Source organism: Enterobacter sp. 50588862 (assembly GCF_001462935.1).
In the GTDB taxonomy this organism is placed as follows: domain Bacteria; phylum Pseudomonadota; class Gammaproteobacteria; order Enterobacterales; family Enterobacteriaceae; genus Enterobacter; species Enterobacter bugandensis.
In genome coordinates this window covers 906530-931293 of sequence record NZ_LNHM01000007.1, presented here as the reverse complement: position 1 = coordinate 931293, position 24764 = coordinate 906530, and the positions used below count along the sequence as shown (strand labels likewise).

Below are 24764 nucleotides of genomic sequence, written 5' to 3'. Positions count from 1 at the left end.
CATTATAAAAGTGCAGCGCTGTGCCATTCTGAGTCGTTCTCTTTACATCCTGCCGTCTGTCTCCTGCAATAGCGCATCCTCCATTCTGGCATCCTTTTTGCTCCTGCTTCGCTGACACCTTTATTTCCGCGTCCATGCCGTAACGGACGTTTTCGCACAGCGTTCTTTTTCAGGAGTGAAAATATGCAGCGTCGTACCTTATTAAAAGCCTTTGCGTTATCCGCGTCCGTCGTGGCGATGGGAATGAGTTTTGGCGTGCAGGCGGCCGACACCATCAAAGTGGGGATCATGCACTCTCTGTCCGGCACGATGGCCATCTCCGAAACCCCGCTAAAGGACGTCGCCCTGATGACCATCGACGAGATCAACGCCAAAGGCGGCGTGCTGGGTAAGAAACTGGAGCCTGTGGTGGTGGATCCAGCCTCAAACTGGCCGCTGTTTGCCGAGAAGGCACGCCAGCTACTGAGCCAGGATAAAGTGGCGGTGGTGTTCGGCTGCTGGACGTCGGTTTCGCGCAAATCCGTACTGCCGGTTTTCGAGGAGCTGAACGGCCTGCTGTTCTATCCGGTGCAGTATGAGGGCGAGGAAATGTCGCCAAACGTCTTCTATACCGGCGCGGCGCCGAACCAGCAGGCTATCCCGGCGGTGGAATACCTGATGAGCGAAGACGGCGGCGGGGCGAAGCGCTTCTTCCTGCTGGGGACCGACTACGTTTACCCGCGCACCACCAACAAAATCCTGCGCGCGTTCCTGCATTCGAAAGGGGTTGAGGATAAGGACATCGAAGAGGTTTACACCCCGTTTGGTCACAGCGACTACCAGACCATCGTCGCCAGCATCAAGAAATTCTCCGCCGGCGGCAAAACCGCCGTGGTGTCGACCATCAACGGCGACTCCAATGTGCCGTTCTACAAAGAGCTGGCTAACCAGGGGCTGAAGGCCACCGACGTGCCGGTCGTGGCGTTCTCTGTCGGCGAAGAAGAGCTACGCGGAATCGACACCAAACCGCTGGTGGGTAACCTGGCGGCGTGGAACTACTTTGAGTCCGTGGATAATCCAACCAACCAGGCGTTCGTCGCGGATTACAAAGCCTATGCGAAGGCGCACAAGCTGCCGAATGCCGATACCGTCGTGACAAACGACCCGATGGAAGCGACTTACGTGGGGATCCACATGTGGGCACAGGCGGTGGAAAAAGCGGGCACCACCGACGTGGATAAAGTGCGCGCGGCGATGGCCGGTCAGTCATTTAAGGCGCCGTCTGGCTTTACGCTCACCATGGATGCCACCAACCATCATCTGCATAAGCCGGTCATGATCGGTGAAATTGAAGGCAACGGCCAGTTCAACGTGGTCTGGCAGACGGAACAGCCAGTACGCGCCCAGCCGTGGAGTCCGTTCATCGCCGGGAATGACAAAAAGCCCGACCAGCCGATGAAAACCGCCAGCAACTAGGCCATTGCCTCAGGGAGAAACGTCATGAACGCCATGCGCATGTTCATCGCTCTTGTATGGCTTTCCGGAATGCTGCCAGGGATGGCGCAGGCATCGGATGCCGATCGTTTTGTTGCCGCCAGCCGCGGCCAGCAGGCGGAGCTCCTCACGCAGTGGGCCGCCGCGCCGGATGCCGCCAGGCTTCCGCTGCTTCAGTCCCTGCAAAAGGAAAACCTGTATACCGACAGCCAAAAGCACGCCTTTGCGAAGCGTAATGGCGAAATGGTTTCGCTCGGTGACGCCCGCGCGGCAGTAGGGCAAATCAAAGCCGTACGCCTGACAAACCGGCTGCGCGTGCTGGCTGCAACGGCCATTGCCACGCATCAGCTTGTTAGTGACAGTGTCACCGAAAGGCGGGCGGCAGCCCGTCAGCTCCAGCGTGATGCTCAGCCCGACATGCTCGCTTTTCTGGAAAAGCGCGCCGGGGATGAAGCGGACGCTGTGGCGCGTCAGGCGCTGCTGCTGGCGGTGGCAAACCTCCAGCTGGCGAGCCCGCAGCCGGAGGTGCGCCGCAGGGCCGTCGAACTGCTGGGCCAGTCAGACGATCCGGACGTACAGTCCAGACTCACTCCGTTTACCCAGGCGCAGACCGAGCCGGATGCCGGCGTGCGCGCGGCCGCAGAAGAGAGCCTTAGCCAGATTACGCATCGCCTGATGTGGGGCGATCTGCTGGGCCAGGCATTTATGGGGCTTTCTCTGGGGTCGGTGCTGCTGCTGGCCGCGCTGGGGCTCGCGATCACCTACGGCCTGCTGGGCGTCATTAACATGGCCCACGGCGAGATGCTGATGCTGGGGGCGTACGCTACGTGGATGGTGCAGCAGGCAATGGCCGGGCTTGCCCCTCAGTGGCTGGCGCTCTATCCCGTTATCGCCTTGCCGGTAGCGTTCTGCCTGACGGCGGGCATTGGAATGGTGCTGGAGCGCACCGTGATCCGTCACCTGTACGGTCGTCCGCTGGAAACGCTGTTGGCGACATGGGGGATCAGCCTGATGCTCATCCAGCTGGTGCGCATGACCTTTGGTGCCCAGAACCTCGAGGTGGCAAACCCGGCATGGCTTTCCGGCGGGGTACAGGTTTTTGCCAACCTGACCCTGCCGTGGAACCGCATTGTGGTGCTGGGCTTCGTGCTGCTGGTGCTGTTCTTCACCTGGCTGATTCTGAATAAAACCCGTCTTGGTCTGAACGTGCGCGCGGTGACGCAAAACCGCAGCATGGCCGCCTGCTGTGGGGTACCGACCGGGCGCGTCGATATGTTGGCGTTTGGGCTGGGTTCAGGGATCGCCGGGTTAGGCGGCGTGGCGTTATCCCAGCTTGGTAACGTCGGGCCGGAGCTTGGTCAGGGGTACATCATCGACTCGTTCCTCGTAGTCGTTCTCGGTGGCGTAGGCCAGCTGGCAGGCAGCGTGGCCGCCGCGTTCGGGCTGGGCATATTCAATAAAATCCTTGAGCCGCAGATGGGTGCGGTGCTGGGCAAGATCGTGATTCTGGTGGCGATCGTCCTGTTTATCCAGAAGCGCCCTCAGGGGCTGTTTGCACTGAAAGGGAGGGTGATTGACTGATGAGCCAGCCGCTGACCTTAACGCTGGCGCGTAAAGCGCCGCGCACGACACAGATTGCAGGCAGCCTGCTGGTGGCGTGTCTGCTGATTTTACCGTTTTTCGCCTTGCTGCCCGCCACGCATCCGCTGGCGCTGTCGACCTGGATGCTGACGCTCATCGGCAAGATCCTCTGCTATGCCATCGTTGCGGTGGCGCTGGATCTGGTGTGGGGCTACGCCGGCATGCTCTCTCTTGGACACGGCATCTTCTTCGCCCTGGGCGGCTATGCGATGGGCATGTACCTGATGCGCCAGGCGTCAGGCGACGGCCTGCCCGCGTTTATGTCGTTTCTCTCCTGGAGCGAGCTGCCGTGGTTCTGGTGGGGCACCCAGCACTTTGCCTGGGCGCTGGTGCTGATCGTGATGGTGCCGGGTTTGCTGGCGCTGGTGTTTGGCTGGTTTGCCTTCCGCTCGAAGATCAAAGGGGTTTACTTCTCGATTATGACCCAGGCGCTGACCTACGCGGGCATGCTGCTGTTCTTTCGCAACGAAACCGGCTTTGGCGGCAATAACGGCTTTACCAGTTTTACCACGCTGCTTGGGTTTTCGGTGACGGAAACGACCACCCGCATCGCGCTGTTCCTGGCGACGGTGCTGTTGCTGCTTCTGGCGTTGGGCACCGGATTTGCGCTGGCGAAGAGCAAGTTTGGCCGCATCCTGACCGCCGTGCGCGACGCGGAAAACCGCCTGACGTTCTGCGGGTACGATCCGCGCGGGTTCAAGCTGCTGGTATGGACGCTCTCTGCCGTGCTGTGCGGCCTGGCGGGGGCGCTGTACGTTCCGCAGGTGGGCATTATTAACCCCGGTGAAATGTCGCCGACCAACTCGATAGAAGCCGCCATCTGGGTGGCGCTGGGCGGGCGCGGCACCCTGGTGGGGCCGGTGATTGGCGCGGCGCTGGTGAACGGGGCGAAAAGCTTCTTTACCGTTGCCATGCCGGAGTACTGGCAGCTGTTTCTGGGGCTGATTTTTATCGCCGTCACGCTGTTCCTGCCGCGCGGCGTCTACGGTCTGTTGCGTAAGGGAGAGAAATAATGCAGCCAACGGAAGAGTTATTTACCCGCCAGTTGCCCGGCGATCGCTACCGGGACCAGACTGACCCGGTGCTTCAACTTGAGGCCATTAACGTCAGTTTCGACGGCTTCCAGGCGCTGACCGATCTCTCCCTGAATATCGGCGTGGGCGAGTTGCGCTGCGTGATTGGCCCCAACGGGGCGGGTAAAACCACGCTGATGGACGTGATCACCGGCAAAACCCGACCCAAAAGCGGGAGAGCGATTTACGACCAGTCCATCGACCTGACCGGGCTGGAGCCTGCGGCCATTGCTCGCCAGGGGATTGGCCGAAAATTCCAGAAACCCACGGTCTTTGAAGCGCTGACGGTGTGGGAGAACCTTGAGATCGCCATGAAAACCGATAAATCCGTCTGGGCGAGCCTGCGGGCAAAACTCAACGGCGAGCAGCGGGACCGCATTGACGAGATGCTGGTTCTTCTGCGCCTTGGCAGCGAGCGGGACCGTCGCGCCGGGCTGCTTTCGCACGGACAGAAACAGTTCCTGGAGATCGGCATGCTGCTGGTGCAGGACCCGCACCTGCTGCTGCTGGATGAACCCGCCGCCGGGATGACCGATGCGGAAACGGAATACACCGCCGAGCTGTTCAAAACCCTGGCGGGCAAGCATTCGCTGATGGTGGTGGAGCACGACATGGGCTTTGTTGAAACGATTGCCGACCACGTCACGGTGCTGCATCAGGGGCGCGTGCTGGCGGAAGGCTCGCTTCGCGAGGTGCAGGCCAACGAGCAGGTGATTGAGGTCTATCTGGGCCGCTAAGGAGCGATGATGTTACAGGTTAACGAACTGAATCAGTACTACGGCGGCAGCCATATCCTGCGCGGCGTGAGCTTCGAAGCCGCTCCCGGTGAAGTCACCTGTCTGCTGGGCCGCAACGGCGTCGGGAAAACCACGCTGCTGAAGTGCCTGATGGGGCTGATCCCGGCGAAAACCGGGGAGGTCATCTGGCAGGGTAAAACGATCACCCACAGCAGGCCGCACCAGCGGGTGCAGTCCGGCGTGGCGTATGTCCCGCAGGGCCGCGAGATTTTCCCGCGCCTGACCGTGGAAGAGAACCTTTTGCTTGGGCTTTCGCGTTTTTCCGCCCGCGAGGCAAAGCAGGTTCCTGACGAGATCTGGCAGCTGTTCCCGGTTCTCAAAGAGATGAAGCACCGCCGCGGGGGCGATCTCTCCGGCGGGCAGCAGCAGCAGCTGGCGATTGGTCGCGCGCTGGCGAGCCGTCCGCAGCTGCTGATTCTGGACGAACCGACGGAAGGCATACAGCCTTCCGTCATCAAAGAGATTGGCCAGGTGATCCGCACCCTGGCAAACAGAGGCGACATGGCAATCCTGCTCGTCGAGCAGTTTTACGACTTTGCCGCCGAGCTGGCCGACAGCTATCTCCTGATGTCCCGCGGCACTATCATTCAGCGCGGGAGGGGCGAAAATATGGAGCAGGAGGGCGTTCGCGGGCTGGTTGCGATCTGAAATGTTATAATATAACATCCTCATTCTTATAAAACGGAATGAGGGCGTTACTTTGGCTGCACATATTGGAAAATTTGCCATGACTCTGGGGGCGCTGCTGGTCAGTGGCCAGCTGTTTGCTCACTCGCACGGCCATCAGATGACCGAAGCGGAACAGAAGGCGGCAAACGGCGTGTTTGAGGATAAAGACGTAAAGGACAGAGCGCTGTCCGACTGGGACGGCACCTGGCAGTCGGTGTATCCGTTCCTGCTGGACGGTTCGCTGGATCCGGTCTTCAAACAGAAAGCGCAGAAGGATAAAAGCAAAACCTTTGACGAGGTGAAAGCGTATTACCGCAAGGGATATGCCACGGACGTGGATGCCATCGGCATTGAAAATAATGTAATGGAATTCCACAGAGGCAAGGCGGTCAGCAGCTGTCAGTATGACTACAGTGGCTACAAAATTCTGACCTACGCATCGGGCAAAAAAGGCGTTCGCTATCTGTTTGAGTGTAAGGATGCCGACAGCAAGGCACCGAAGTTCGTGCAGTTCAGCGACCACATCATCGGGCCGAAAGCCTCATCGCACTTCCATATTTTTATGGGCAATACCTCCCACGAGGCGCTGCTGAAAGAGATGGACAACTGGCCGACCTATTATCCAAACGAGATGTACAAAGAGCAGGTGGTGGAGGAGATGCTGCACCACTGATGCGTTATTGCCGGGGGGCGGCTTCGCCTTACCCGGCCACTATTTTTTACGCCGCTTTGGGGGATTCGTTCCACGCCTTCACGCTCATTCCCCGCAAAATCATCAGCCAGGCAACGACGATGGCTACCATCATGATTGCAAACAGCGACCAGTGAGGCAGGTTGGTCAGGATAATGCCGGTGATCATCGGGTTTGCCGCCGCGCCGAGCCAGCCCAGCGCCTGCGCGGAAAAATAGCTCGCCTTCATCCCCGGCGGGGCGATGTTGTCGATCAGCATGTATTCACCCGGTGCGTAGATAATCTCACCCAGCGTAAAGATGGCGGCGGCGATGCCCCAGTAAATCAGGTTCTCCCCGGAGAGCATAAAGCCTCCCAGCCCCAGGATAAAAAACAGCGTTGCGACGGTCATTAAAGGCCGAATATTGCTGGCGGAGATCTTCCGTCCCAGCGCGTACTGCAGCGTCACCACCACGGCAGCGTTAACGGGCAGCACCACGGCGACCACCTTCTGGGCAAAATCGCTGTCGGCATTGGCGGCCAGTACGTATTGCGAAATGCAGCTGGCGAACGATCCGCCCACGTAAGACGCGAGCAGGCCGGAGAGGGTGAACCAGAACAGGGCGCGATCTTTCAGCAGCACCGACGGCTGCCAGGGCATCTTCTCCTCGGCGGTATCCAGCGCGACGATTTTTTGCACGAAGAAATGTATAAACCCGAGCGGCAGCGCGGCGCAGAAGGCCGCCAGCCAGAACGGCAGCTGCAGGCTGTACATCACCAGCAGGGTGCCAATCGGCGGCCCGACCGTCCAGCCAATGTTCAGGAAGCTGTAGTTGAGCGAGAAGACGCGCGCTTTCTGGCTGGAGGTCAGCACGTCCGAGAACCAGGCTTTCAGCACCGTCGAAAAGACGGAATAGGCGCAGTTAATCAGGGAAAAGAACAGCACTACCAGGGTGACGTTATCCACCAGCGGGATCGCGACAAAACCGGCGATAAAAGCCACGATCGCGATCAGCATATAGCGTTTTTTATCAAACTTATCGGCCAGAATGCCAAATCCCAGGCTGAACACCACGCCAACGGTCAGCGCAATCGTCAGGGCATAACCAATATTCTCGACGCTCATATTAAACACGCGCGTGAGATAAATGGTCATGAACGGCAGCGTTGCCCCCCGACCGATGGTTAATAACAATGACGATGCCAGCAGCGCTGCGGTTGAGCGCCTGAGAGATGGTTTCATATTCCTTCCCGACGGTTGCTTATGCTTTTTTTAGACGAGTGTTAACAGGATTACCATGACATAAGGGGCTTGTATAGCACCCGATTTATCCCTAAGTGCTTCAGCTGCCTGCCAGAAATAATGATCTTCTCGCGGCACACTTTTTTCTGTTACCTTGAAGTGTTAACAAATTATTAATAATTCAGGGGCAGGGTATGACGCGTAAAGACGGACTGCTGGCGTTGCTGGTGGTCGTGGTATGGGGGCTCAATTTTGTGGTTATCAAGCTGGGATTGCACAACATGCCCCCGCTGATGCTGGCCGGTTTGCGTTTTATGCTGGTGGCGTTCCCGGCGCTCTTTTTCGTCGCCCGTCCGAAAATCCCGTTAAAACTGCTGCTGGGCTACGGTCTGACTATCAGCTTTGGCCAGTTCGCGTTTCTCTTCTGCGCCATCAAGTTCGGCATGCCGGCCGGTCTGGCCTCGCTGGTGTTACAGGCGCAGGCGTTCTTTACCATTATTCTCGGCGCATTTGTGTTTGGCGAACGCCTGCAGGGCAAGCAGCTGGCGGGGATAACGCTGGCGGTATTTGGCGTTCTGGTGCTGATTGAAGCCAGCCTGAACGGTCAGGATGTGGCGCTGCTCGGGTTTATGCTCACGTTGGCGGCGGGGCTGAGCTGGGCGTGCGGCAATATTTTCAACAAGCTGATTATGCAGCACGAGGCGAGGCCTCAGGTGATGTCCCTGGTGGTCTGGAGCGCATTGATTCCGATAATCCCGTTTCTGGTGGCGTCGTTTATTCTGGATGGCCCGGAGGTGATGCTGAACAGCCTGGTCGAGATCGATCTGACCACGATCCTTTCTCTTATCTATCTGGCGTTTGTCGCCACCATCGTGGGCTACGGGATCTGGGGTTCGCTGCTGGGACGCTATGAGACCTGGCGCGTCGCGCCGCTGTCTTTGCTGGTTCCGGTAGTGGGGCTTGCCAGTGCGGCGATACTGCTGGATGAAACGCTGAGCGCGCTGCAGCTGCTCGGTGCCGTGCTGATTATGGCCGGGCTGTACATCAACGTGTTTGGCCTGCGGGTTCGCCGGGCGGCGCGGGTAAGGGGATAGGGCATAAAAAAGCCCCGCGGCTGCGGGGCAAAAACGAATCAGAGGCCGTGCTGATTATAATAAGGCACGCCTAATTCGTCGGATTTGTCGCTACCAGCACCCATGTGGTTGAAATCATAAGGCGACTGGTCATGTGCTGACGGCAAAATCATCGTGTCATGATTATTTTGCTGCGTTGCACCTGGGGTTTGCTCCGCGAAGGTCTGGCTGGAAAACAGCACCAGCAAGGCGAGGGCGGCGGAGGCGGTAACTTTCATTTTTTCCTCGGTTACGTCTTTTACAGGCGATGATTAACTACAGTGTTTTAACGGATACAGGTAACGGGATTCACCCGGCACGCTGGTGATTCGGTACTTATGAGGCGGCACGTCAAAATAGTTCTTGAACGTACGCGTGAGGGTTTGCTGTGATTCAAATCCGTAACGCTCCGCCAGATAAAGGATCGGTTCATTGCTTTCTTTCAGTTTCTGGGCAATTTCCGTCAGCTTGCGGCTGCGAATATATTGACCTAATGAATGACCGGTCTCTTTTTTGAACATCCGTTGCAGGTGCCATTTGGAGTAACCTGAACGCTCAGACACTTTTTCAAGGGAGAGCGGCGATTCCAGGTTATCTTCGATCCAGTCCAAAATGCTATGAATAGTGATAGCGTCAGTATTGCGTCTGGACATCGTCATACCTCTTTTTCTGTTTACGGCAGTATTTTCTTCAGCAAAAGCTCAAGGGTAGCCACTTCATCTGCCGTTAAGTTTTTTGTTAGTTCCTGATGCAGTGTTTGTCCTACTAATTGATGACATTGCTCGCACATAGCCGCACCATCGCTGGTGAGCCTGACCAGTACGCCGCGTTTGTCATTCGGGTTAGGGCTTCGTTCTACCCATCCTTTGCAGACGAGACGATCGAGCATGCGGGTTAACGCACCCAGATCGACAGAGAGCACCTTTTTCAGCTCAACCGGCGTGATACACACTTCGCAGCGAATGGAACACAGCACTTTGAACTGTGTTGCGGTGATATCCAGCGGTGACAGGTAGTCATTGAGCAGGCGATCTTTTTTCTGGTTAACCATATGAATAAGACGACCCAGCGGAACAACGTCGTTAAAGATATCACTGGTGCTTTTCACAATGGTTGCCCTGGCAAGTAGTTTAATCACGGCAGATATTATTGCTCAGGCAAGTATAAGTCAACTGAATGAATCAGCCGATGCCACGAATTGCTAAAACGTTTCATGAACGTTTTTTGCAACCTTTCAAATCAGGAAGATAACTAACGGGTATCGTTCCCAAAGGAAAACTATCGTTACGTTGCGCCGATGGCTGAACGTCACACTTTCACCCTATAATTGCGATGTTAAATGTGGATAAGGACAACGACGCACTATGTTGGATTTGATAAAAGCAATTGGTCTCGGGCTGGTGGTACTGCTGCCGTTAGCTAACCCGTTAACGACGGTGGCGCTGTTCCTGGGGCTGGCAGGGAATATGAACAGCGCCGAGCGCAACCATCAGTCGATGATGGCTTCGGTGTATGTGTTTGCCATTATGATGGTGGCCTACTACGCCGGGCAGTTGGTGATGAACACCTTCGGGATTTCAATTCCCGGGCTGCGTATAGCGGGCGGGCTGATTGTGGCCTTTATTGGCTTCCGCATGCTGTTCCCGGCGCAGAAAGCGCACGAGTCTCCGGAGGCAACCAGCAAATCAGAAGAGCTGGAGTCCGAACCGAGCGCGAATATTGCTTTTGTACCGCTGGCCATGCCGAGTACGGCCGGGCCGGGAACCATCGCGATGATCATCAGTTCTGCATCGACGGTGCGCGACAGCTCTACCTTCCCGGACTGGGTACTGACCGTTGCGCCACCGCTAATTTTTGCGCTTATTGGGGTTATCGTGTGGGCGTCTCTGCGCAGTTCCGGCGCGATCATGCGCTGGGTGGGCAAGGGCGGTATCGAGGCGATTTCCCGTCTGATGGGCTTCTTACTGGTCTGTATGGGCGTGCAGTTTATTATTAACGGCGTGCTGGAGATTATTAAGACCTACCACTGATGTCATTGCCGGGCGGCGGCTACGCCTTGCCCGGCACAAACGCACCTCACCCGTGCTGCCCCTGTTCCTCCAGCGCCACCGGCCACTTGCGGAAGATGAGTACCGACCAGACGAGCGCGACGAGCGCCGGAATCGCCCCCAGATAGCCAATCGCCGACATCGATACGTGCAGGCTAATCTGATTGCCCACCAGCGCCCCCGCGCCAATCCCCAGATTGAATATCCCCGAGAACAGCGACATCGCCACGTCCGTGGCATCTGGCGCCAGGGCCAGGACTTTCACCTGCATGCCGAGACCAATAATCATGATCGCCACGCCCCAGAACAGGCTCAGGATCGCCAGCTGGCTTTCGCTGCCTGACGCAGGCAGCAGCAGCACCAGGCACGCCAGCAGCAGGCCGATGGCGCTGCTCACCAGCAAGGAGGCATGCTGATTACCCAGTTTACCAAACAGCACGCTGCCAATAATGCCCGCGCCGCCGAGAATGAGCAGTAGGAGGGTGGCAAAGTTTGCGCTAAAGCCCGCGACCACCTGCACAAACGGTTCAATATAGCTGTACGCCGTGTAGTGCGCGGTGACCACGATAACGGTAAGCAGGTAAATACTCAGCAGCGCCGGGCGACGCATCAGCAGCGGCAGGCTTTTCAGCGAGCCGGAGTGTTCGCTTGGCAGCGCGGGCAGCAGCTTAATCAGACACACCAGCGTCACCAGCGCGCCCATGCCGATGGCAAAGAAGGTGGTACGCCAGCCGAAGTACTGTCCCACGATGCGGCCAATGGGCAGCCCCAGCACCATCGCCAGCGCGGTGCCGGTGGCAATCAGGCTCAAGGCCTGGGCGCGTTTACCCGCCGGCGCGAGCCGAATAGCCAGCGATGCGGTGATGGACCAGAACACCGCGTGGGCAAAGGCAATGCCGATGCGGCTAATAACCAGCACCGTAAAATTCCACGCCATAAACGACAGGACATGGCTGGCAATGAACAGGGCAAACAGGCCGATCAACAGCCTGCGCCGCTCCATCTGGCTGGTCAGCAACATAAACGGCAAAGACATCAGCGCCACCACCCAGGCGTAGATAGTTAACATAATCCCCACCTGCGCCGTTTCCATCTGGAAGCTTTCTGCTATGTCAGACAACAGCCCAACCGGAACAAATTCTGTGGTGTTAAAAATAAATGCGGCAATGGCCAGCGTGACCACGCGTAGCCACGCGACCCTGCGGGAAACTGTGTTCGTTGTCATAGGGATGTCGGAGATTCGTTGCTGGAAAGATGAGAAGGCGATCTTAAAACGCCATACGGCGAAAACTCAACCATTATGTGACGCAGATCTCAATATTTACCTTATGAAAGCGGTAGCCGGGGGCGTTGTTTTCATTGAATATAAAAGTACAACACAGCACAGACAGGCGGTAAGACAATGCAGGAGATTGATTTTTATCTGGTAGATGCATTCAGCAATACCTCGTTCGGCGGCAATCCGGCAGCGGTTTGCCCGCTGAACGAATGGCTGCGGGATGAAACGTTACTGAAAATGGCGCAGCAGCATAATCAGTCGGAAACCGCATTTTTCGTCTGCACTAAGGGCGGCATTGAGCTACGCTGGTTTACCACGCTCACTGAAGTCAATCTCTGCGGTCACGCCACCCTGGCTGCCGCGTACGTTCTGTTTAATGAACTCGATTACCCCGACTCGCGGATCCACTTTGATACCGCCTCTGGCCGACTGACGGTCAGCCGGGAGGGAGAGTGGATGACGCTGGACTTCCCGGCGTGTCCGACCCGAGAAGAGACGCCGCCGCCGGAGATGCTCGCGGCGCTCGGTATCCGCCATTACGTTGAAGCCCGTAAAGGCCGCGCCTGGGTGATTGTGCTGGAAAATCCCCGGCAGGTTGAAGCGCTTGCGCCGCGCTTTTCGGCGATGACGCCGGGCGAGCATAAAGTGAGCGTGACGGCACCGGGTGAAGGTGAATATGACTTTGTCAGCCGCTTCTTCTCACCGGGCGTTGCCGTTCCGGAAGATCCTGTGACCGGATCCGCGCACACGATGCTGATCCCCTACTGGAGCGAAAAGCTAGGGAAAACGGCAATGTTTGCCCGTCAGGTTTCGGCGCGCGGCGGGGATGTGCGCTGCGAGCTGAAAGGGGAGCGCGTATTGATGAGCGGTCAGGCGTCGTGCTACCTGAAAGGCACTGTGTATCTGCGCTAAAACTGATAACAAAAGAGGAAGAGACAATGCGGGAAATTGATTTTTATCTGGTGGATGCCTTCAGCGACAAAACCTTTGGTGGCAACGCGGCAGCGGTATGTCCTCTGGAAGAGTGGCTGCCGGACGAGACGCTTCTCAAAATGGCACAGCAGCATAATCAGTCGGAAACCGCGTTTTTTGTGCGAACCGACGACGGATTTGAACTGCGCTGGTTCACCACGCTGCATGAAATTAACCTCTGCGGCCATGCGACCCTCGCGGCATCACACGTCATTTTTGAGTATCTGGACTATCCGCATACGGAAATCCACTTTTCCACGCGCTTCGTGGGGGAGCTGACGGTCAAACGTAGCGGCGACTGGCTGACGCTGAATTTCCCCGCATGGTCCACGGAGGTCGTCGATAACCCACCGCCTGCACTGTTTAGCGCGCTGGGCATCCCGGCGGCAAAAGAGGTGCGCGTCGGGCGAGACTACGTCGTGGTGCTGGAGAGCCAGCAGCAGGTGGAGGCATTAACGCCGGATATTGGCGCGATGGTTCCGCTGGGCAAAATGGTCTGCGTAACCGCGCCGGGCGAAGGGGAATATGACTTCGTCAGCCGCTTTTTCTGCCCGGGCGAAGGGGTACCGGAGGATCCGGTTACCGGGTCCACACACAGCATGCTGATCCCCTACTGGAGTGAAAGGCTGGGTAAGACGTCGCTCAATGCCCGCCAGGTGTCGTACCGCGGCGGGGATCTGCGCTGCGAGCTGAAGGGCGACCGCGTACTCATTGCCGGTCAGGCCACCCTGTACCTGAAAGGGCGGATTTTTTTACGCTAGCGGCTGCGCGATAAGTTAATACTATGAAGCAGCCTGGCAGGCCTGCGCTATGTTGACATTGAGTTTCACAAATAAAGCAAGGAGCCTGCCATGTATTCCATTACCTCTGAATCTGCACGTCACCCGGACATTCTTATGCTGATTGCGGCCCTCGACCGTTATCAGAGCGAACTCTATCCCGCCGAAAGCAACCATCTGCTCGATCTTTCAGAGCTGCCCGCGACATCCCTTATCCTGATGATCGTCCGCGACACGCAGCTTCAGGCCGTTGGCTGTGGAGCTATCGTGCTCAACGGCGACGGAACGGGGGAGATGAAGCGGGTCTATATCGATCCGGCCCATCGCGGGCAACATCTGGCTGAGAAGCTGCTGGCCGCGCTGGAAGATGAAGCCCAGAGCCGTCACTGCCATACCGTACGGCTGGAAACGGGCATCAAACAGCATGCCGCGATTCGTCTTTATGAACGAAGCGGCTACGATCGGCGTTCGGCGTTTGCCCCGTATGTGGACGATCCGCTTAGCCTTTTTATGGAGAAGGCGCTGGTTGAAGACGTTCGTTTAGCAGCGCTATAAAGGCTTCCAGCTGGCGGGTCATCGCCCCGCGTCGCCACACCAGCCAGGTAGTGAGCCAGCGCCAGTTTTCCGCCAGCGGCCAGGCTTCAACCTGATGGTGGCCTGGCATACTTTCCAGCATTGAGCGCGGCATCAGCGCGATGCCCGCGCCCGCGATGACGCAGGCGAGCATGCCGTGATAGGACTCCATCTCATGAATGCGTCCCGGCGCGGCTCTGTCTGCATGAAACCAGCTCTCCAGGTGTCGGCGATACGAGCAGTTTGCGCGAAAAGCATAAACATCGCTGCCGCTCACCTGCGCAGCGCGCGTTACCTCCGTCTGCCCGGCAGGGGTGACCAGCATCATCTCTTCCCGGTAGACAGGCATCCCCTCCAGCTCCGGGTGCGACAGAGGCCCGTCGACAAAGGCGGCGCTCAGGGTTCCCTCCAGTGCGCCATCAATCATCGTCCCGGACGGCCCGGTAGAAAGGGCAAACTGGATGCGCGGATAGCGCTGGTTAAACTGCGCCAGCGTCTCAGGGATGCGCACGGCGGCGGTGCTCTCCAGCGCGCCGAGGGCAAACAGCCCCTGCGGCTCATCGCCCGCGACGACCATGCGCGCTTCATCCACCAGCGCCAGGATCTGCCTGCTGTAGCGCAGGAAGTTATGCCCGGCGGGAGATAAGCGCAAGCGCTGGTTCTCACGAATAAACAGCTCCACGCCAAGATCGGCCTCCAGCTGGCGGATGCGGGTCGTCAGATTGGAAGGAACGCGATGCACCTTCTGCGCCGCCTGGGTGATGCTGCCCGTCAGCGCGACGGCGTTGAACATTTCAAGCTGGGTTAAGTCCATAGCATTCTCGGTTCGTGAATAAGGTGGTCAGTATTATTCATTTTTAAGAAATAGCAGAGTGAGCCACACTTAATCAACCGAAATGCGTGGAGAACATCATGAAATATTCATCTGCTACACATGCTCTGTCCGTTAACCCTGCAACGGGTGAAACGCTCGCCTCGTATCCCTGGGCGACGCAGGAAGAGGTTGAACGTGCCATCGCGCTGGCTGATGCGGGCTTTCGTCACTGGCGGTGCGAAAGCGTAGCCCACCGGGCGCAGAAGCTGCGCGATCTCGGCACCGCGCTGCGCGGTCGCGCGGAAGAGATGGCCCGGATGATGTCCCGCGAGATGGGAAAACCCATTCAGCAGGCGCGGGCGGAAGTGGCGAAATCGGCGGGCCTTTGCGACTGGTATGCCGAACATGGCCCGGCGATGCTGAATGCTGAACCCACGCAGGTCGAGAATAACAACGCGGTCATCGAGTATCGTCCGCTGGGGCCCATTCTGGCGGTGATGCCGTGGAACTTCCCGCTCTGGCAGGTGCTGCGCGGCGCGGTGCCGATCCTGCTGGCAGGTAACAGCTATCTGCTCAAACACGCGCCCAACGTGCTTGGCTCGGCGGAACTTATCGCGCAGATTTTTGCGGACGCCGGCTTCCCTGAAGGGGTATTCGGCTGGGTGAACGCCACCAATGACGGCGTAAGCCAGGCGATTAACGATCGTCGCATTGCGGCGGTTACCGTCACCGGCAGCGTGCGCGCCGGGGCCGCCATTGGCGCGCAGGCGGGGGCGGCGCTGAAAAAATGCGTTCTTGAGCTGGGGGGTTCTGACCCGTTCATCGTTCTCAACGATGCCGACCTGGATCTTGCCGTGAAGGCGGCGGTAGCAGGGCGCTACCAGAATACCGGGCAGGTGTGCGCGGCGGCCAAACGGTTCATTGTGGAAGAGGGTATTGCAGACACCTTTACCCGACGCTTCGTTGACGCCGTCGCCGCGTTAAAGATGGGCTCGCCGGATGAAGAAGAGAACTACCTTGGCCCGATGGCGCGCTATGATCTGCGCGATGAACTGCATCAGCAGGTGCAGGCGAGCCTGGCAGAAGGGGCAACGCTGCTGCTGGGGGGAGAGAAAATCAGCGCTGAGGGGAATTATTACGCGCCAACCGTGCTGGCGAACGTTACCCCGTCGATGACGGCCTTCCGCCAGGAGCTGTTTGGTCCGGTCGCGGCCATTACTGTTGCGAAAGACGCGGCGCACGCCCTGACGCTTGCCAATGACAGCGACTTTGGCCTGTCTGCCACGGTCTTCACCGCCGACGCAGCGCTTGCGGATAAATTCTCTCGCGAGCTGGAGTGCGGTGGGGTGTTTATCAACGGATACAGCGCCAGCGACGCGCGCGTGGCTTTTGGTGGCGTGAAGAAAAGTGGCTTTGGCCGCGAGCTTTCCCATTTTGGTTTGCACGAGTTCTGTAATGTGCAGACGGTGTGGAAGGATCGCGTGTAATTTATTCGGCCCTCATCACGAGGGCCGTTGTCATTTATCTGCAATGGTTCTGTCATTTTCGTTTCGTAGACTCGCACGCGTCTAACGTCTTGTTACTGAAGAAAATTATGAACCTAACGCAAATTTTTCGCCGTATTGCGCAGCGTCTTATCCCTCGCCAGTTTGGCCTGCTGACGGGTATCTTTTGTATTATTGGCCTTTTCTCCGCGCTGCAGCTCTCCTCATCCTTTCTGCTGAACGCCTCCCTGAAGGAAGCTCAGCGCAATGAACGACAAAACCTGCTGGCGTATCAGCAGCAGAGCAAGCTGGATCTGGCGCGCGTCTCCCTGCTGGCGGCGAGCGATCTGCTCAACCGCTCCGGCGTCTGGTTTATGCAGGATAAAGAAACCGGCTCGGAAGGAAGCTGGCACAGCCTGATGGACGACGCACAAAAGTCGCTGGCGGTTTCTCAGCAGGCATGGAAGGCCTGGCTGGCGCTCAGCCCGCCAAAAGATGAGGCGCTGATTAACAGCTACCAGCTTTTTTACGATGCCATTAAGGAGCAATCGGAAGCGCTTGTCAGAACCAACTCGATTGATGCCTTTTTTGCCGTGCCGGCACAGGCGTTTCAGACCGACTTTAACGACAACTACGCGCGCTATCAGCAGGCCAGCGAGAAGCAGGCCATGCAGGGGCGTCAGGCTTTAATGGCGCAGCTCTCCGGTCTGCAAACGTTGTTCCTGCTGGCGCCGGTTCTGCTGCTCGCCATCGCCGCAGCCGTCTGGTTCGGCATGTCCAGGTGGGTGATTACGCCGTTGCGTCGGCTTATTGCACATATTAACCGGCTGGCCGCTGGAGATCTCTCCGGCACGCCGCCAAACGTGATGCGCTTTAACCGGGAGACGGGGCAGCTTAGCGACAGCGTTGCCACCATGCAGCGCGGCTTGCAGCAGCTGGTGACGCAGGTCAGCCACGCCACAGCCACGATGGTGGAGAATATTGGCTCCCTCGCGGAGGGAAACCAGAAGCTGTACCAGCAGTCGGCGCGTCAGGCAAAGGAGCTGGAGGAGGTCACAGCGCATATCGCGGCGCTGGAAACCCACGTGGAAGGGAATACCGGCTATGCCCGGCTCGCCAGCTCGCGCGCGGATGAAGCGCGTCAGGCTGCCGTAGGAGGCGACCAGATGATGTCGACCGTGAATGCCTCCATGCAGGCGATCGTCGAGCGATCGTCAGAGATGCGCGGGATCGTGGCGATGATCGACAGCGTGGCGTTTCAGACTAACATTCTGGCGCTCAACGCCGCCATTGAGGCCGCCCATGCCGGAAACCAGGGGCGCGGGTTTGCCGTCGTCGCCCGGGAAGTCGGGCTCCTGGCGCGAAAGAGCAGCCACTCGACGCAGACCATTCAGGAGTTGATCAACCGCTCCGTGCAGGGCATTGAAGACGGCTCCCGCGCCGTGAATCTGATGGAAGAGAACCTGCAGCAGGTCACCGGTCTGGTGGGCAATTTAAGCAGTTTGCTGAATGAAATCTCTACCGCCACGCTCAGTCAGGGAGAAAGTATTCACCAGATGACGCGCCAGCTTCAGGCGCTGAATCAGGTCTCGCGCCAGACGGATCTGCTGGTTTCTGACGCCTCGGAGGCCTCTGAACGCCTGCAAAAGCAGTCCGATCTTTTATTGCAGGCCGTTTCGCGTTTTCGTCTTAGCGCCTGACGCAATACATTAGCCTCTGTTATACTCGCAGCCCGTTTTAGCCTGAGGGCAAGGAGCAAAGAGTGGCTGCGGTCATCCATAATGAGATGCTGGACGAGATTCTGGCGCAGGTTCGTCCGTTATTAGGAAAGGGGAAGGTGGCCGACTACATTCCGGCCCTTGCCTCGGTGAGCGGGAATAAGCTGGGCATCGCTATCTGTACCATAGACGGACAGCGATACCAGGCAGGCGATGCCACTGAACGCTTTTCTATTCAGTCTATTTCTAAAGTGCTGAGTCTGGTCGCGGCGATGCGCCAGTATGAGGAAGAAGAGATCTGGCAGCGCGTGGGAAAAGATCCGTCCGGCCAGCCCTTTAACTCACTGCTTCAGCTCGAAATCGAGCAGGGTAAACCGCGTAACCCCTTTATCAACGCCGGGGCGCTGGTGGTCTGCGATATGCTGCAAAGCCGCCTCAGCGCACCGCGTCAGCGAATGCTTGAGATTGTTCGTCAGCTTTCTGGCGTGGACGATATTGCCTATGATTCGGTGGTGGCGCGCTCGGAGTTTGAACACTCCGCCCGCAACGCGGCTATCGCCTGGCTGATGAAATCCTTCGGCAATTTCCACAATGACGTGGCGACCGTGCTGCAAAACTACTTCCATTACTGCGCCCTGAAGATGAACTGCGTTGAGCTGGCTCAGACGTTTCTGTTCCTTGCGCACCAGGGGCACGCGCCGCACCTCGATCAGGAGGTGGTTTCCCCGCTTCAGGCGCGTCAGGTTAACGCCCTGATGGCTACCAGCGGCATGTATCAGAACGCCGGGGAGTTTGCCTGGCGGGTTGGCCTTCCGGCCAAATCGGGCGTTGGCGGCGGGGTGGTGGCGATAGTGCCGCATGAAATGGCGATTGCCGTCTGGAGCCCGGAGCTGGATGAAACGGGAAATTCACTTGCCGGCGTGGCGGTTCTGGAGAAGCTGACCCAGAGCCTGGGACGTTCTGTATACTGATGTCTGACCTGGATCGCCTCTTTTCCCGCCTGGCGCGATCGACGTTTCGCTCGCGCTTCCGCTTGGGCAATAAGGAACGACAGTACTGCTGGGACAAAGGCCCCGAAACCATTGACCAGCATGCCGCCGATTTTGTCGCTAAACGCCTTGCACCCGCGCAACCCGCAAACGACGGCAAGCAGACGCCCATGCGTGGCCATCCGGTGTTTATCGCCCAGCATGCCACCGCGACCTGCTGCCGGGGCTGTCTGGCAAAATGGCATAACATTCCCCAGGGCGTGCAGCTGAGCGCGCAGCAGCAACATTATATCGTCAGCGTGATCCACCGCTGGCTGGTGATACAGATGAACGTCCAAAAATGATATTTAATGCGTTCTGCGCTTACCGCCTGCAGCCTCATACCCGGCTGGCGGAGGAGCAAATCGTCATAACGCATTGACGTGAAATGGATAGCGGCTTAACAGGACGTCGAACGCTGACAATGTCTCGGTTTAAGCTACGCTTTGAGTAACGCTTTACGTCAGGAGACATTATGAAAGCACCTGCAACACCTGAAAATGAAATTTACAGACTTAACGCGCTGCGCGAATCGGGTCTGCTTGAGATTGACAGTTCCCCGGCGTTTGACCGCTTAACGCGTCTGGCAAAACGCTTTTTCCAGGTACCGCTGGCCATGGTCAACCTTATTGATGAGCATACGCTGATCGTTAAGTCGGCGGATGGGCAGGCACCCGATTCCGTTCCGCGCAACATCTCTTTTTGTGGCCATACCATCCTCACCGAAGCACCGCTGATCGTCGGGGATATGCTTCAGGACGATCGTTTTGCGGATAACCCGCTGGTGGCCGGCGAACCTCGCGTGCGGTTTTACGCAGGCTTTCCGCTGCGTTTACGCAACGGCGCAAGCGTTGGCTCGCTTTGCCTGATTGACTACGCACCGCGGGAGTTCTCAGCGACCGATCTCGCCGTGCTGGGGGATTTGGGCGCGCTGGCTGAAGATGAGTTTGCGGCAATCAGCGCGGCGACCACGGATGAATTGACCGGATTATTCAACCGACGGGGCTTTAACCAGCTCGTTCGGTTCACGCTCTCCATCGCCCGACGCCGGGCGGAGCCGTTAACGCTCGGCTGGCTGGATCTGGATCGTTTCAAGGAGATTAACGATCGCTACGGGCACGAAGAGGGGGATAAGGCGTTAAAGACCATGGCGCAGCTGATGCGCGCCTCTTTCCGCGAAGCGGATATGCTGGTTCGTTTTGGTGGCGATGAGTTTGCCGTGCTGTTTGCTGATACGGATGAGAAGGGCGCGTGGATTGCCATGCAGTATCTCGCCGAGCAGGTCGAAAACTACAATGCACGCAAGCTACATCCATGGTCGCTTCTGTTCTCCTGGGGGCTGAGCGAATTCGATCATAACGGCAACGACCTGCAGCAGTGGCTTAAAGATGCCGATGAAAAAATGTATGCCATGAAGCAGCAGCGGCAGCGGGCCAGATGACATAACAAAAGCGTATGACCGTTCCGTTTGCGTTAATGAAATGTTAAATGCAAAGTGAGGGTATTCAACGTAAGGACAAAAAAATGAATACCTCACTGCACATCAAAAACCTCACCCGCGACGACATTCTCACTCATCTTGATGCGCTGGCCGGGATCCTCGAAAACTGCGTAAACGGCGGCGCATCCGTCAGCTTTATGCTGCCCTTTAACCTGGAGAAGGCCCGTTCATTCTGGCTCGGCATAGCTGACAGCGTAGGGCGCAACGAGCGCGTGGTGCTGGCCAGTATTGATCCGCAGGAGGGCGTCATCGGCACGGTGCAACTGATTACCGACCAGCCGGAAAACCAGCCGCACCGTGCGGACGTGGCAAAGCTGCTGGTTCATGAAAAAGCGCGTCGAAAAGGGGCCGCAATGGCGCTGATGGAAGCGCTGGAAGCTGAGGCCCGGGCCAGAAACATTTCGGTTCTGGTGCTCGATACCTCCACCGGCAGCGGCGCCGAAACCTTCTACCAGCGTGCCGGCTGGCAAAAGGTCGGTGAGATCCCGCGCTACGCCCTGATGCCGGACGGCGCTATGACGGCCACGTCGGTGTTCTATAAATTCTTATAATTTTTTCACAACCACGCCGGGGATTGATCGAAACAGGGTTTCTGGTCGTAAAGTTTTGATAAGTTATCGTACCAATCTTATCAGGCTGTATGACCAACCCTAAAAGGAACCCTCTTGTGAACACGCTCAACCGTCGTGATTTTCCCGGTGCGCAGTATCCCGAACGCATTATTCAGTTTGGCGAAGGCAATTTCCTGCGTGCGTTTGTCGACTGGCAAATTGACCTTTTGAATGAACATACCGATCTCAACGCCGGTGTGGTTATCGTTCGTCCTATTCAGAGCGACTTCCCGCCGTCGCTGAACACGCAGGATGGGTTGTACACCACCATCATTCGTGGCCTGAATGAGCAGGGCGAAGAGGTGAGCGAAGCCCGACTTATCCGCTCTGTTAACCGTGAAATCAGCGTCTACGACGATTACGACGCCTTTCTGAAACTGGCACACAGCCCGGATATGCGCTTTGTTTTCTCGAACACCACCGAAGCCGGAATCAGCTATCACGCGGGGGATAAATTCGACGATGCGCCTGCCGTCAGCTACCCGGCGAAGCTAACGCGCCTGCTGTTTGAGCGCTTTAGCCACTTTAACGGCGCGCCTGACAAGGGCTGGGTTATCATTCCGTGTGAACTGATTGACTACAACGGTGACGCATTGCGTGAACTTGTGTTGCGCTATGCCCAGGAGTGGGCTCTGCCTGCCGCCTTTATCCAGTGGCTGAACGAGGCAAACCACTTCTGCTCGACGCTGGTTGACCGTATCGTAACCGGTTACCCGCGGGATGAAGTGGACACGCTAGAGGCCGGGCTGGGTTATCAGGATGGGTTCCTGGACACGGCTGAACACTTTTATCTGTTTGTAATTCAGGGCCCAGGCTCGCTGGCTGGTGAACTGCGCCTGGATAAGTACCCGTTAAACGTGCTGATTGTCGACGACATCAAGCCCTATAAAGAGCGTAAAGTCGCCATTCTTAACGGTGCGCACACGGCGCTGGTACCGGTGGCCTATCAGGCCGGGCTGGATACGGTTGGCGAGGCGATGAATGATGAAGACGTGTGCGCTTTCGTCGAAAAAGCAATTTATGAGGAGATTATTCCGGTTCTCGATTTGCCCCGCAGCGAACTGGAGTCGTTCGCCAGCGCGGTAACAGGGCGTTTTCGAAATCCCTACATCAGACACCAGCTGCTTTCCATCGCGCTCAACGGCATGACCAAGTATCGCACGCGTATTCTTCCGCAGCTGCTGGCAGGGCAGAAGGCCTCAGGTCAACTGCCAGCGCGTCTGACGTTTGCGTTAGCGGCACTGATCGCATTTTATCGCGCGGAGCGTAACGGAGAGAACTATCCGGTGCAGGATGATGCGTTCTGGCTGGAACGTTATCAACAGCTATGGGCGCAGCATCACGATAATCAGCTCGCTACCCGCGAACTGGTGCACGCCGTGCTGAGCGTAGAAGCGCACTGGGAGCAGGACCTGACGAAGGTGGACGGTCTGGTTGATCAGGTGACGCGGGATCTGGATGCCATTCTGCTGAAGGGCATGCGCGCAGCGGTGAAGCCGCTTTGCTAATTACGTGACCCGGCTTCGGCCGGGTTTAAACAGGCACTGTTTTAGTTACAACATACTATTTACCCTGTTTTTAAAATCAAATGCAGCACCGTGCGGTTTTCATTCTTCAGGTGAGAGAATGCAATGTTCCGTTAACATGCTTGCAACCGTGATGGGGATCACGTTTAATAGCCACGCTCTTTTCTTGCCTGAAACTCACTATGATTGTTCGTCCTAAACAGCACTGGCTACAACTGATTTTCGTCTGGCACGGTTCGGTACTCCCCAAAATCTATACCCGACTGCTGCTCAACTTCCTGCTTTCTATCGCCGTTATCCTGATGCTGCCGTGGTATACCTCGCTGGGCATCAGATTTACCGTGGCGCCATTTAGCATTCTCGGCGTGGCGATCGCAATCTTTCTTGGTTTCAGAAACAACGCCTGCTATTCACGCTACGTTGAGGCTCGCCAGCTGTGGGGGCAACTGATGATAGCGGCACGCTCGCTGTTTCGCGAGGTAAAAAACACCTTGCCGGACGATAAGTACCTGGGGGAATTTGTCCGCCTGCAGATCGCCTTTGCCAACTGCCTGCGTATGACCCTGCGCCGGGAAATGAACGCTGACCAGCTCTCTCGCTATCTTTCCCCGGACGTTCTAGCTCAGGTAATGGGCGCCAACTCGCCGGCGAACCGTATTTTGCTGGTCATGGGGGAGTGGCTGGCCGTGCGGCGGCGTAACGGGCAGCTTTCGGACATCCTTTTCCACAGCCTGAACAACCGCCTCAACGATATGTCCATCGTCCTTTCCGGTTGTGAACGGATTGCGACAACGCCAGTGCCGTTTGCCTATACGCTGATTTTGCACCGCACGGTGTATCTGTTCTGCATCATGCTGCCGTTCGCGCTGGTTGTGGATCTGCACTACATGACGCCGTTTGTCTCGGCGCTGATCTCATACACCTTTATCTCGCTGGACACCCTGGCGGAAGAGCTGGAAGACCCGTTTGGCACAGAAGATAACGACCTTCCGCTGGACGCCATCTGCAACATGATGGAACGCGATCTGCTGCAGATGAACGATGAAGAGAACATTCCGGAAAGGCTGATGCCGGATAAATACTATCAGCTGACCTGATGGGCGTTCCACTCGTCGCGGGTGATCTCCCACAGTTCGGAGTCCAATATCCCGCTGACGTAGGCTTTCTTTTCCGTTCTGATGAGCCGCATGCCGCTGCTGTCTGAAATACGACGGGAGCGGCTGTTCGCGGCGGCCTTCGGCGCCCGCAAAACGGGTTTGTTGAGCGTATTAAACCAGTAATCCGTCGCGGCAATGCTGGCCTCACGCATATATCCCTGTCCCTGAAACTCCGGCGCCAGCCAGAATCCGCGGTTATTATCGTCAACATCGTACAGACAGATAATCCCCATCAACGCATCCGGCACCTCACGACGGCGGATGCTCCAGATCCAGGCTATCCCTTTTGCCATATCCGGCAGCGCGACGTTATTCACATAGTTTTCCGCGCCATTATCCGGGTAGGGCCAGGGCACGGAAGAGACCAAATAGCGGACGATCTCCCAGCGCGGATACAGCTTTTGAATCTGAACCGCATCTTCGGCGACCAGCGGTTTCAGCAGGAGACGTTCTGTCGTGAGGGCCGGTATTGTCATCTGCGGATCTCCTTATTTAAGCGTTATGTTTTTGTTTGCGTTCTGGTATTTTCATCTCTATCACATTCTGGTGAGGCGTGCTGTGGTTATTCACTACCAAAAATGGGCAACGTCTCTTTA

General features: G+C 57.3%; 26 protein-coding genes. 19 read left to right on the top strand and 7 right to left on the bottom strand.

What is annotated here, in order from left to right; translation table 11 throughout:
* Positions 1 to 183 precede the first annotated feature (183 nt).
* From urtA to zinT, 6 genes are read left to right on the top strand one after another with little or no spacing between them, the layout of a single operon-like run.
* A complete protein-coding gene (gene urtA / locus APT89_RS04800) occupies positions 184 to 1455 on the top strand; it encodes an urea ABC transporter substrate-binding protein (RefSeq protein WP_028013130.1) in 1272 nt (423 codons plus the stop codon).
* 24 nt (positions 1456 to 1479) lie between these two features.
* Entirely contained in the window at positions 1480 to 3054 is a 1575-nt protein-coding gene (urtB, locus tag APT89_RS04795) for an urea ABC transporter permease subunit UrtB (RefSeq protein ID WP_060571847.1), read from the top strand.
* Complete coding sequence (gene urtC, locus APT89_RS04790) at positions 3054 to 4127, top strand: urea ABC transporter permease subunit UrtC (protein WP_060571846.1); 1074 nt, start codon at positions 3054 to 3056, stop codon at positions 4125 to 4127. Before urtB ends, urtC begins: the two co-directional genes overlap by 1 nt.
* The gene (gene urtD, locus APT89_RS04785; RefSeq protein ID WP_041910005.1) at positions 4127 to 4924 is read left to right on the top strand and encodes an urea ABC transporter ATP-binding protein UrtD; all 798 of its coding nucleotides are present in this window, start codon (positions 4127 to 4129) and stop codon (positions 4922 to 4924) included. Before urtC ends, urtD begins: the two co-directional genes overlap by 1 nt.
* A gap of 9 nt (positions 4925 to 4933) precedes the next feature.
* On the top strand, positions 4934 to 5632 hold the full coding sequence (gene urtE / locus APT89_RS04780; RefSeq protein WP_028013134.1) for an urea ABC transporter ATP-binding subunit UrtE: 699 nt from the start codon (positions 4934 to 4936) through the stop codon (positions 5630 to 5632).
* A gap of 52 nt (positions 5633 to 5684) precedes the next feature.
* Positions 5685 to 6326: a metal-binding protein ZinT gene (gene zinT, locus APT89_RS04775; RefSeq protein ID WP_041910003.1), complete on the top strand. Its 642-nt coding sequence runs from the start codon at positions 5685 to 5687 to the stop codon at positions 6324 to 6326.
* A 46-nt stretch (positions 6327 to 6372) separates the two neighbouring features.
* Here the strand turns inward: zinT and ydeE are convergent, their stop codons facing one another.
* A complete protein-coding gene (ydeE, locus tag APT89_RS04770; protein WP_060571845.1) occupies positions 6373 to 7566 on the bottom strand; it encodes an efflux MFS transporter YdeE in 1194 nt (397 codons plus the stop codon).
* A 194-nt stretch (positions 7567 to 7760) separates the two neighbouring features.
* Between ydeE and eamA the strand changes: the two genes are divergently transcribed.
* A complete protein-coding gene (eamA, locus tag APT89_RS04765; protein ID WP_028013137.1) occupies positions 7761 to 8660 on the top strand; it encodes an O-acetylserine/cysteine exporter in 900 nt (299 codons plus the stop codon).
* Positions 8661 to 8698: 38 nt separating this feature from the next.
* On the opposite strand, the gene marB is transcribed toward eamA, so the two are convergent.
* The 3 genes from marB to marR are packed head-to-tail and all read right to left on the bottom strand — an operon-like array spanning position 8699 to position 9786.
* Entirely contained in the window at positions 8699 to 8917 is a 219-nt protein-coding gene (marB, locus tag APT89_RS04760; RefSeq protein ID WP_028013138.1) for a multiple antibiotic resistance protein MarB, read from the bottom strand.
* A gap of 33 nt (positions 8918 to 8950) precedes the next feature.
* Complete coding sequence (marA, locus tag APT89_RS04755) at positions 8951 to 9331, bottom strand: MDR efflux pump AcrAB transcriptional activator MarA (RefSeq protein ID WP_008502237.1); 381 nt, start codon at positions 9329 to 9331, stop codon at positions 8951 to 8953.
* A 20-nt stretch (positions 9332 to 9351) separates the two neighbouring features.
* On the bottom strand, positions 9352 to 9786 hold the full coding sequence (gene marR / locus APT89_RS04750) for a multiple antibiotic resistance transcriptional regulator MarR (RefSeq protein WP_028013139.1): 435 nt from the start codon (positions 9784 to 9786) through the stop codon (positions 9352 to 9354).
* Positions 9787 to 10042: 256 nt separating this feature from the next.
* On the opposite strand from marR, the gene APT89_RS04745 reads away from it, so the two are divergent.
* Entirely contained in the window at positions 10043 to 10708 is a 666-nt protein-coding gene (locus APT89_RS04745; RefSeq protein WP_041909999.1) for a MarC family NAAT transporter, read from the top strand.
* Between the two features lie 46 nt (positions 10709 to 10754).
* Here the strand turns inward: APT89_RS04745 and APT89_RS04740 are convergent, their stop codons facing one another.
* Complete coding sequence (locus APT89_RS04740) at positions 10755 to 11951, bottom strand: sugar transporter (RefSeq protein WP_041909997.1); 1197 nt, start codon at positions 11949 to 11951, stop codon at positions 10755 to 10757.
* 177 nt (positions 11952 to 12128) lie between these two features.
* Here APT89_RS04740 and APT89_RS04735 point away from each other — a divergent pair, with 177 nt between their 5' ends.
* From APT89_RS04735 to APT89_RS04725, 3 genes are all read left to right on the top strand, one after another.
* Positions 12129 to 12917, top strand: coding sequence for a PhzF family phenazine biosynthesis protein (locus APT89_RS04735; protein WP_060571844.1), 789 nt, complete (start codon positions 12129 to 12131; stop codon positions 12915 to 12917).
* 26 nt (positions 12918 to 12943) lie between these two features.
* A complete protein-coding gene (locus tag APT89_RS04730) occupies positions 12944 to 13738 on the top strand; it encodes a PhzF family phenazine biosynthesis protein (RefSeq protein ID WP_047365166.1) in 795 nt (264 codons plus the stop codon).
* Between the two features lie 90 nt (positions 13739 to 13828).
* Positions 13829 to 14311, top strand: coding sequence for a GNAT family N-acetyltransferase (locus APT89_RS04725; protein WP_060571843.1), 483 nt, complete (start codon positions 13829 to 13831; stop codon positions 14309 to 14311).
* Here the strand turns inward: APT89_RS04725 and ptrR are convergent.
* Entirely contained in the window at positions 14265 to 15143 is an 879-nt protein-coding gene (ptrR, locus tag APT89_RS04720; RefSeq protein WP_060571842.1) for a putrescine utilization regulator PtrR, read from the bottom strand. The two genes, APT89_RS04725 and ptrR, sit on opposite strands and share 47 nt — an antisense overlap.
* Before the next feature lie 98 nt (positions 15144 to 15241).
* Here ptrR and sad point away from each other — a divergent pair, with 98 nt between their 5' ends.
* The 8 genes from sad to APT89_RS04680 all read left to right on the top strand — a co-directional run bounded on the left by sad (position 15242) and on the right by APT89_RS04680 (position 24108).
* Positions 15242 to 16630 carry a succinate-semialdehyde dehydrogenase gene (gene sad, locus APT89_RS04715; RefSeq protein WP_060571841.1) on the top strand — a complete coding sequence of 463 codons (1389 nt, stop codon included), beginning with the start codon at positions 15242 to 15244 and terminating at the stop codon, positions 16628 to 16630.
* A gap of 107 nt (positions 16631 to 16737) precedes the next feature.
* The gene (locus APT89_RS04710) at positions 16738 to 18327 is read left to right on the top strand and encodes a methyl-accepting chemotaxis protein (protein WP_041909985.1); all 1590 of its coding nucleotides are present in this window, start codon (positions 16738 to 16740) and stop codon (positions 18325 to 18327) included.
* Between the two features lie 62 nt (positions 18328 to 18389).
* Complete coding sequence (gene glsB / locus APT89_RS04705) at positions 18390 to 19316, top strand: glutaminase B (protein ID WP_060571840.1); 927 nt, start codon at positions 18390 to 18392, stop codon at positions 19314 to 19316.
* On the top strand, positions 19316 to 19678 hold the full coding sequence (locus tag APT89_RS04700; RefSeq protein ID WP_060571839.1) for a DUF4186 domain-containing protein: 363 nt from the start codon (positions 19316 to 19318) through the stop codon (positions 19676 to 19678). The genes glsB and APT89_RS04700 overlap by 1 nt, the downstream gene beginning before the upstream one ends.
* A 170-nt stretch (positions 19679 to 19848) precedes the next feature.
* Positions 19849 to 20814, top strand: a complete 966-nt coding sequence (locus APT89_RS04695) for a sensor domain-containing diguanylate cyclase (RefSeq protein ID WP_060571838.1) — start codon at positions 19849 to 19851, stop codon at positions 20812 to 20814.
* 83 nt (positions 20815 to 20897) lie between these two features.
* On the top strand, positions 20898 to 21425 hold the full coding sequence (locus APT89_RS04690) for a GNAT family N-acetyltransferase (protein WP_045630591.1): 528 nt from the start codon (positions 20898 to 20900) through the stop codon (positions 21423 to 21425).
* Between the two features lie 116 nt (positions 21426 to 21541).
* Positions 21542 to 22993, top strand: a complete 1452-nt coding sequence (locus tag APT89_RS04685; protein ID WP_060571837.1) for a tagaturonate reductase — start codon at positions 21542 to 21544, stop codon at positions 22991 to 22993.
* Between the two features lie 200 nt (positions 22994 to 23193).
* Positions 23194 to 24108, top strand: coding sequence for a bestrophin family protein (locus APT89_RS04680; protein ID WP_041909978.1), 915 nt, complete (start codon positions 23194 to 23196; stop codon positions 24106 to 24108).
* On the opposite strand, the gene APT89_RS04675 is transcribed toward APT89_RS04680, so the two are convergent.
* Positions 24096 to 24644, bottom strand: coding sequence for a GNAT family N-acetyltransferase (locus APT89_RS04675; RefSeq protein ID WP_048958212.1), 549 nt, complete (start codon positions 24642 to 24644; stop codon positions 24096 to 24098). The genes APT89_RS04680 and APT89_RS04675 overlap by 13 nt on opposite strands.
* Positions 24645 to 24764: the final 120 nt, after the last annotated feature.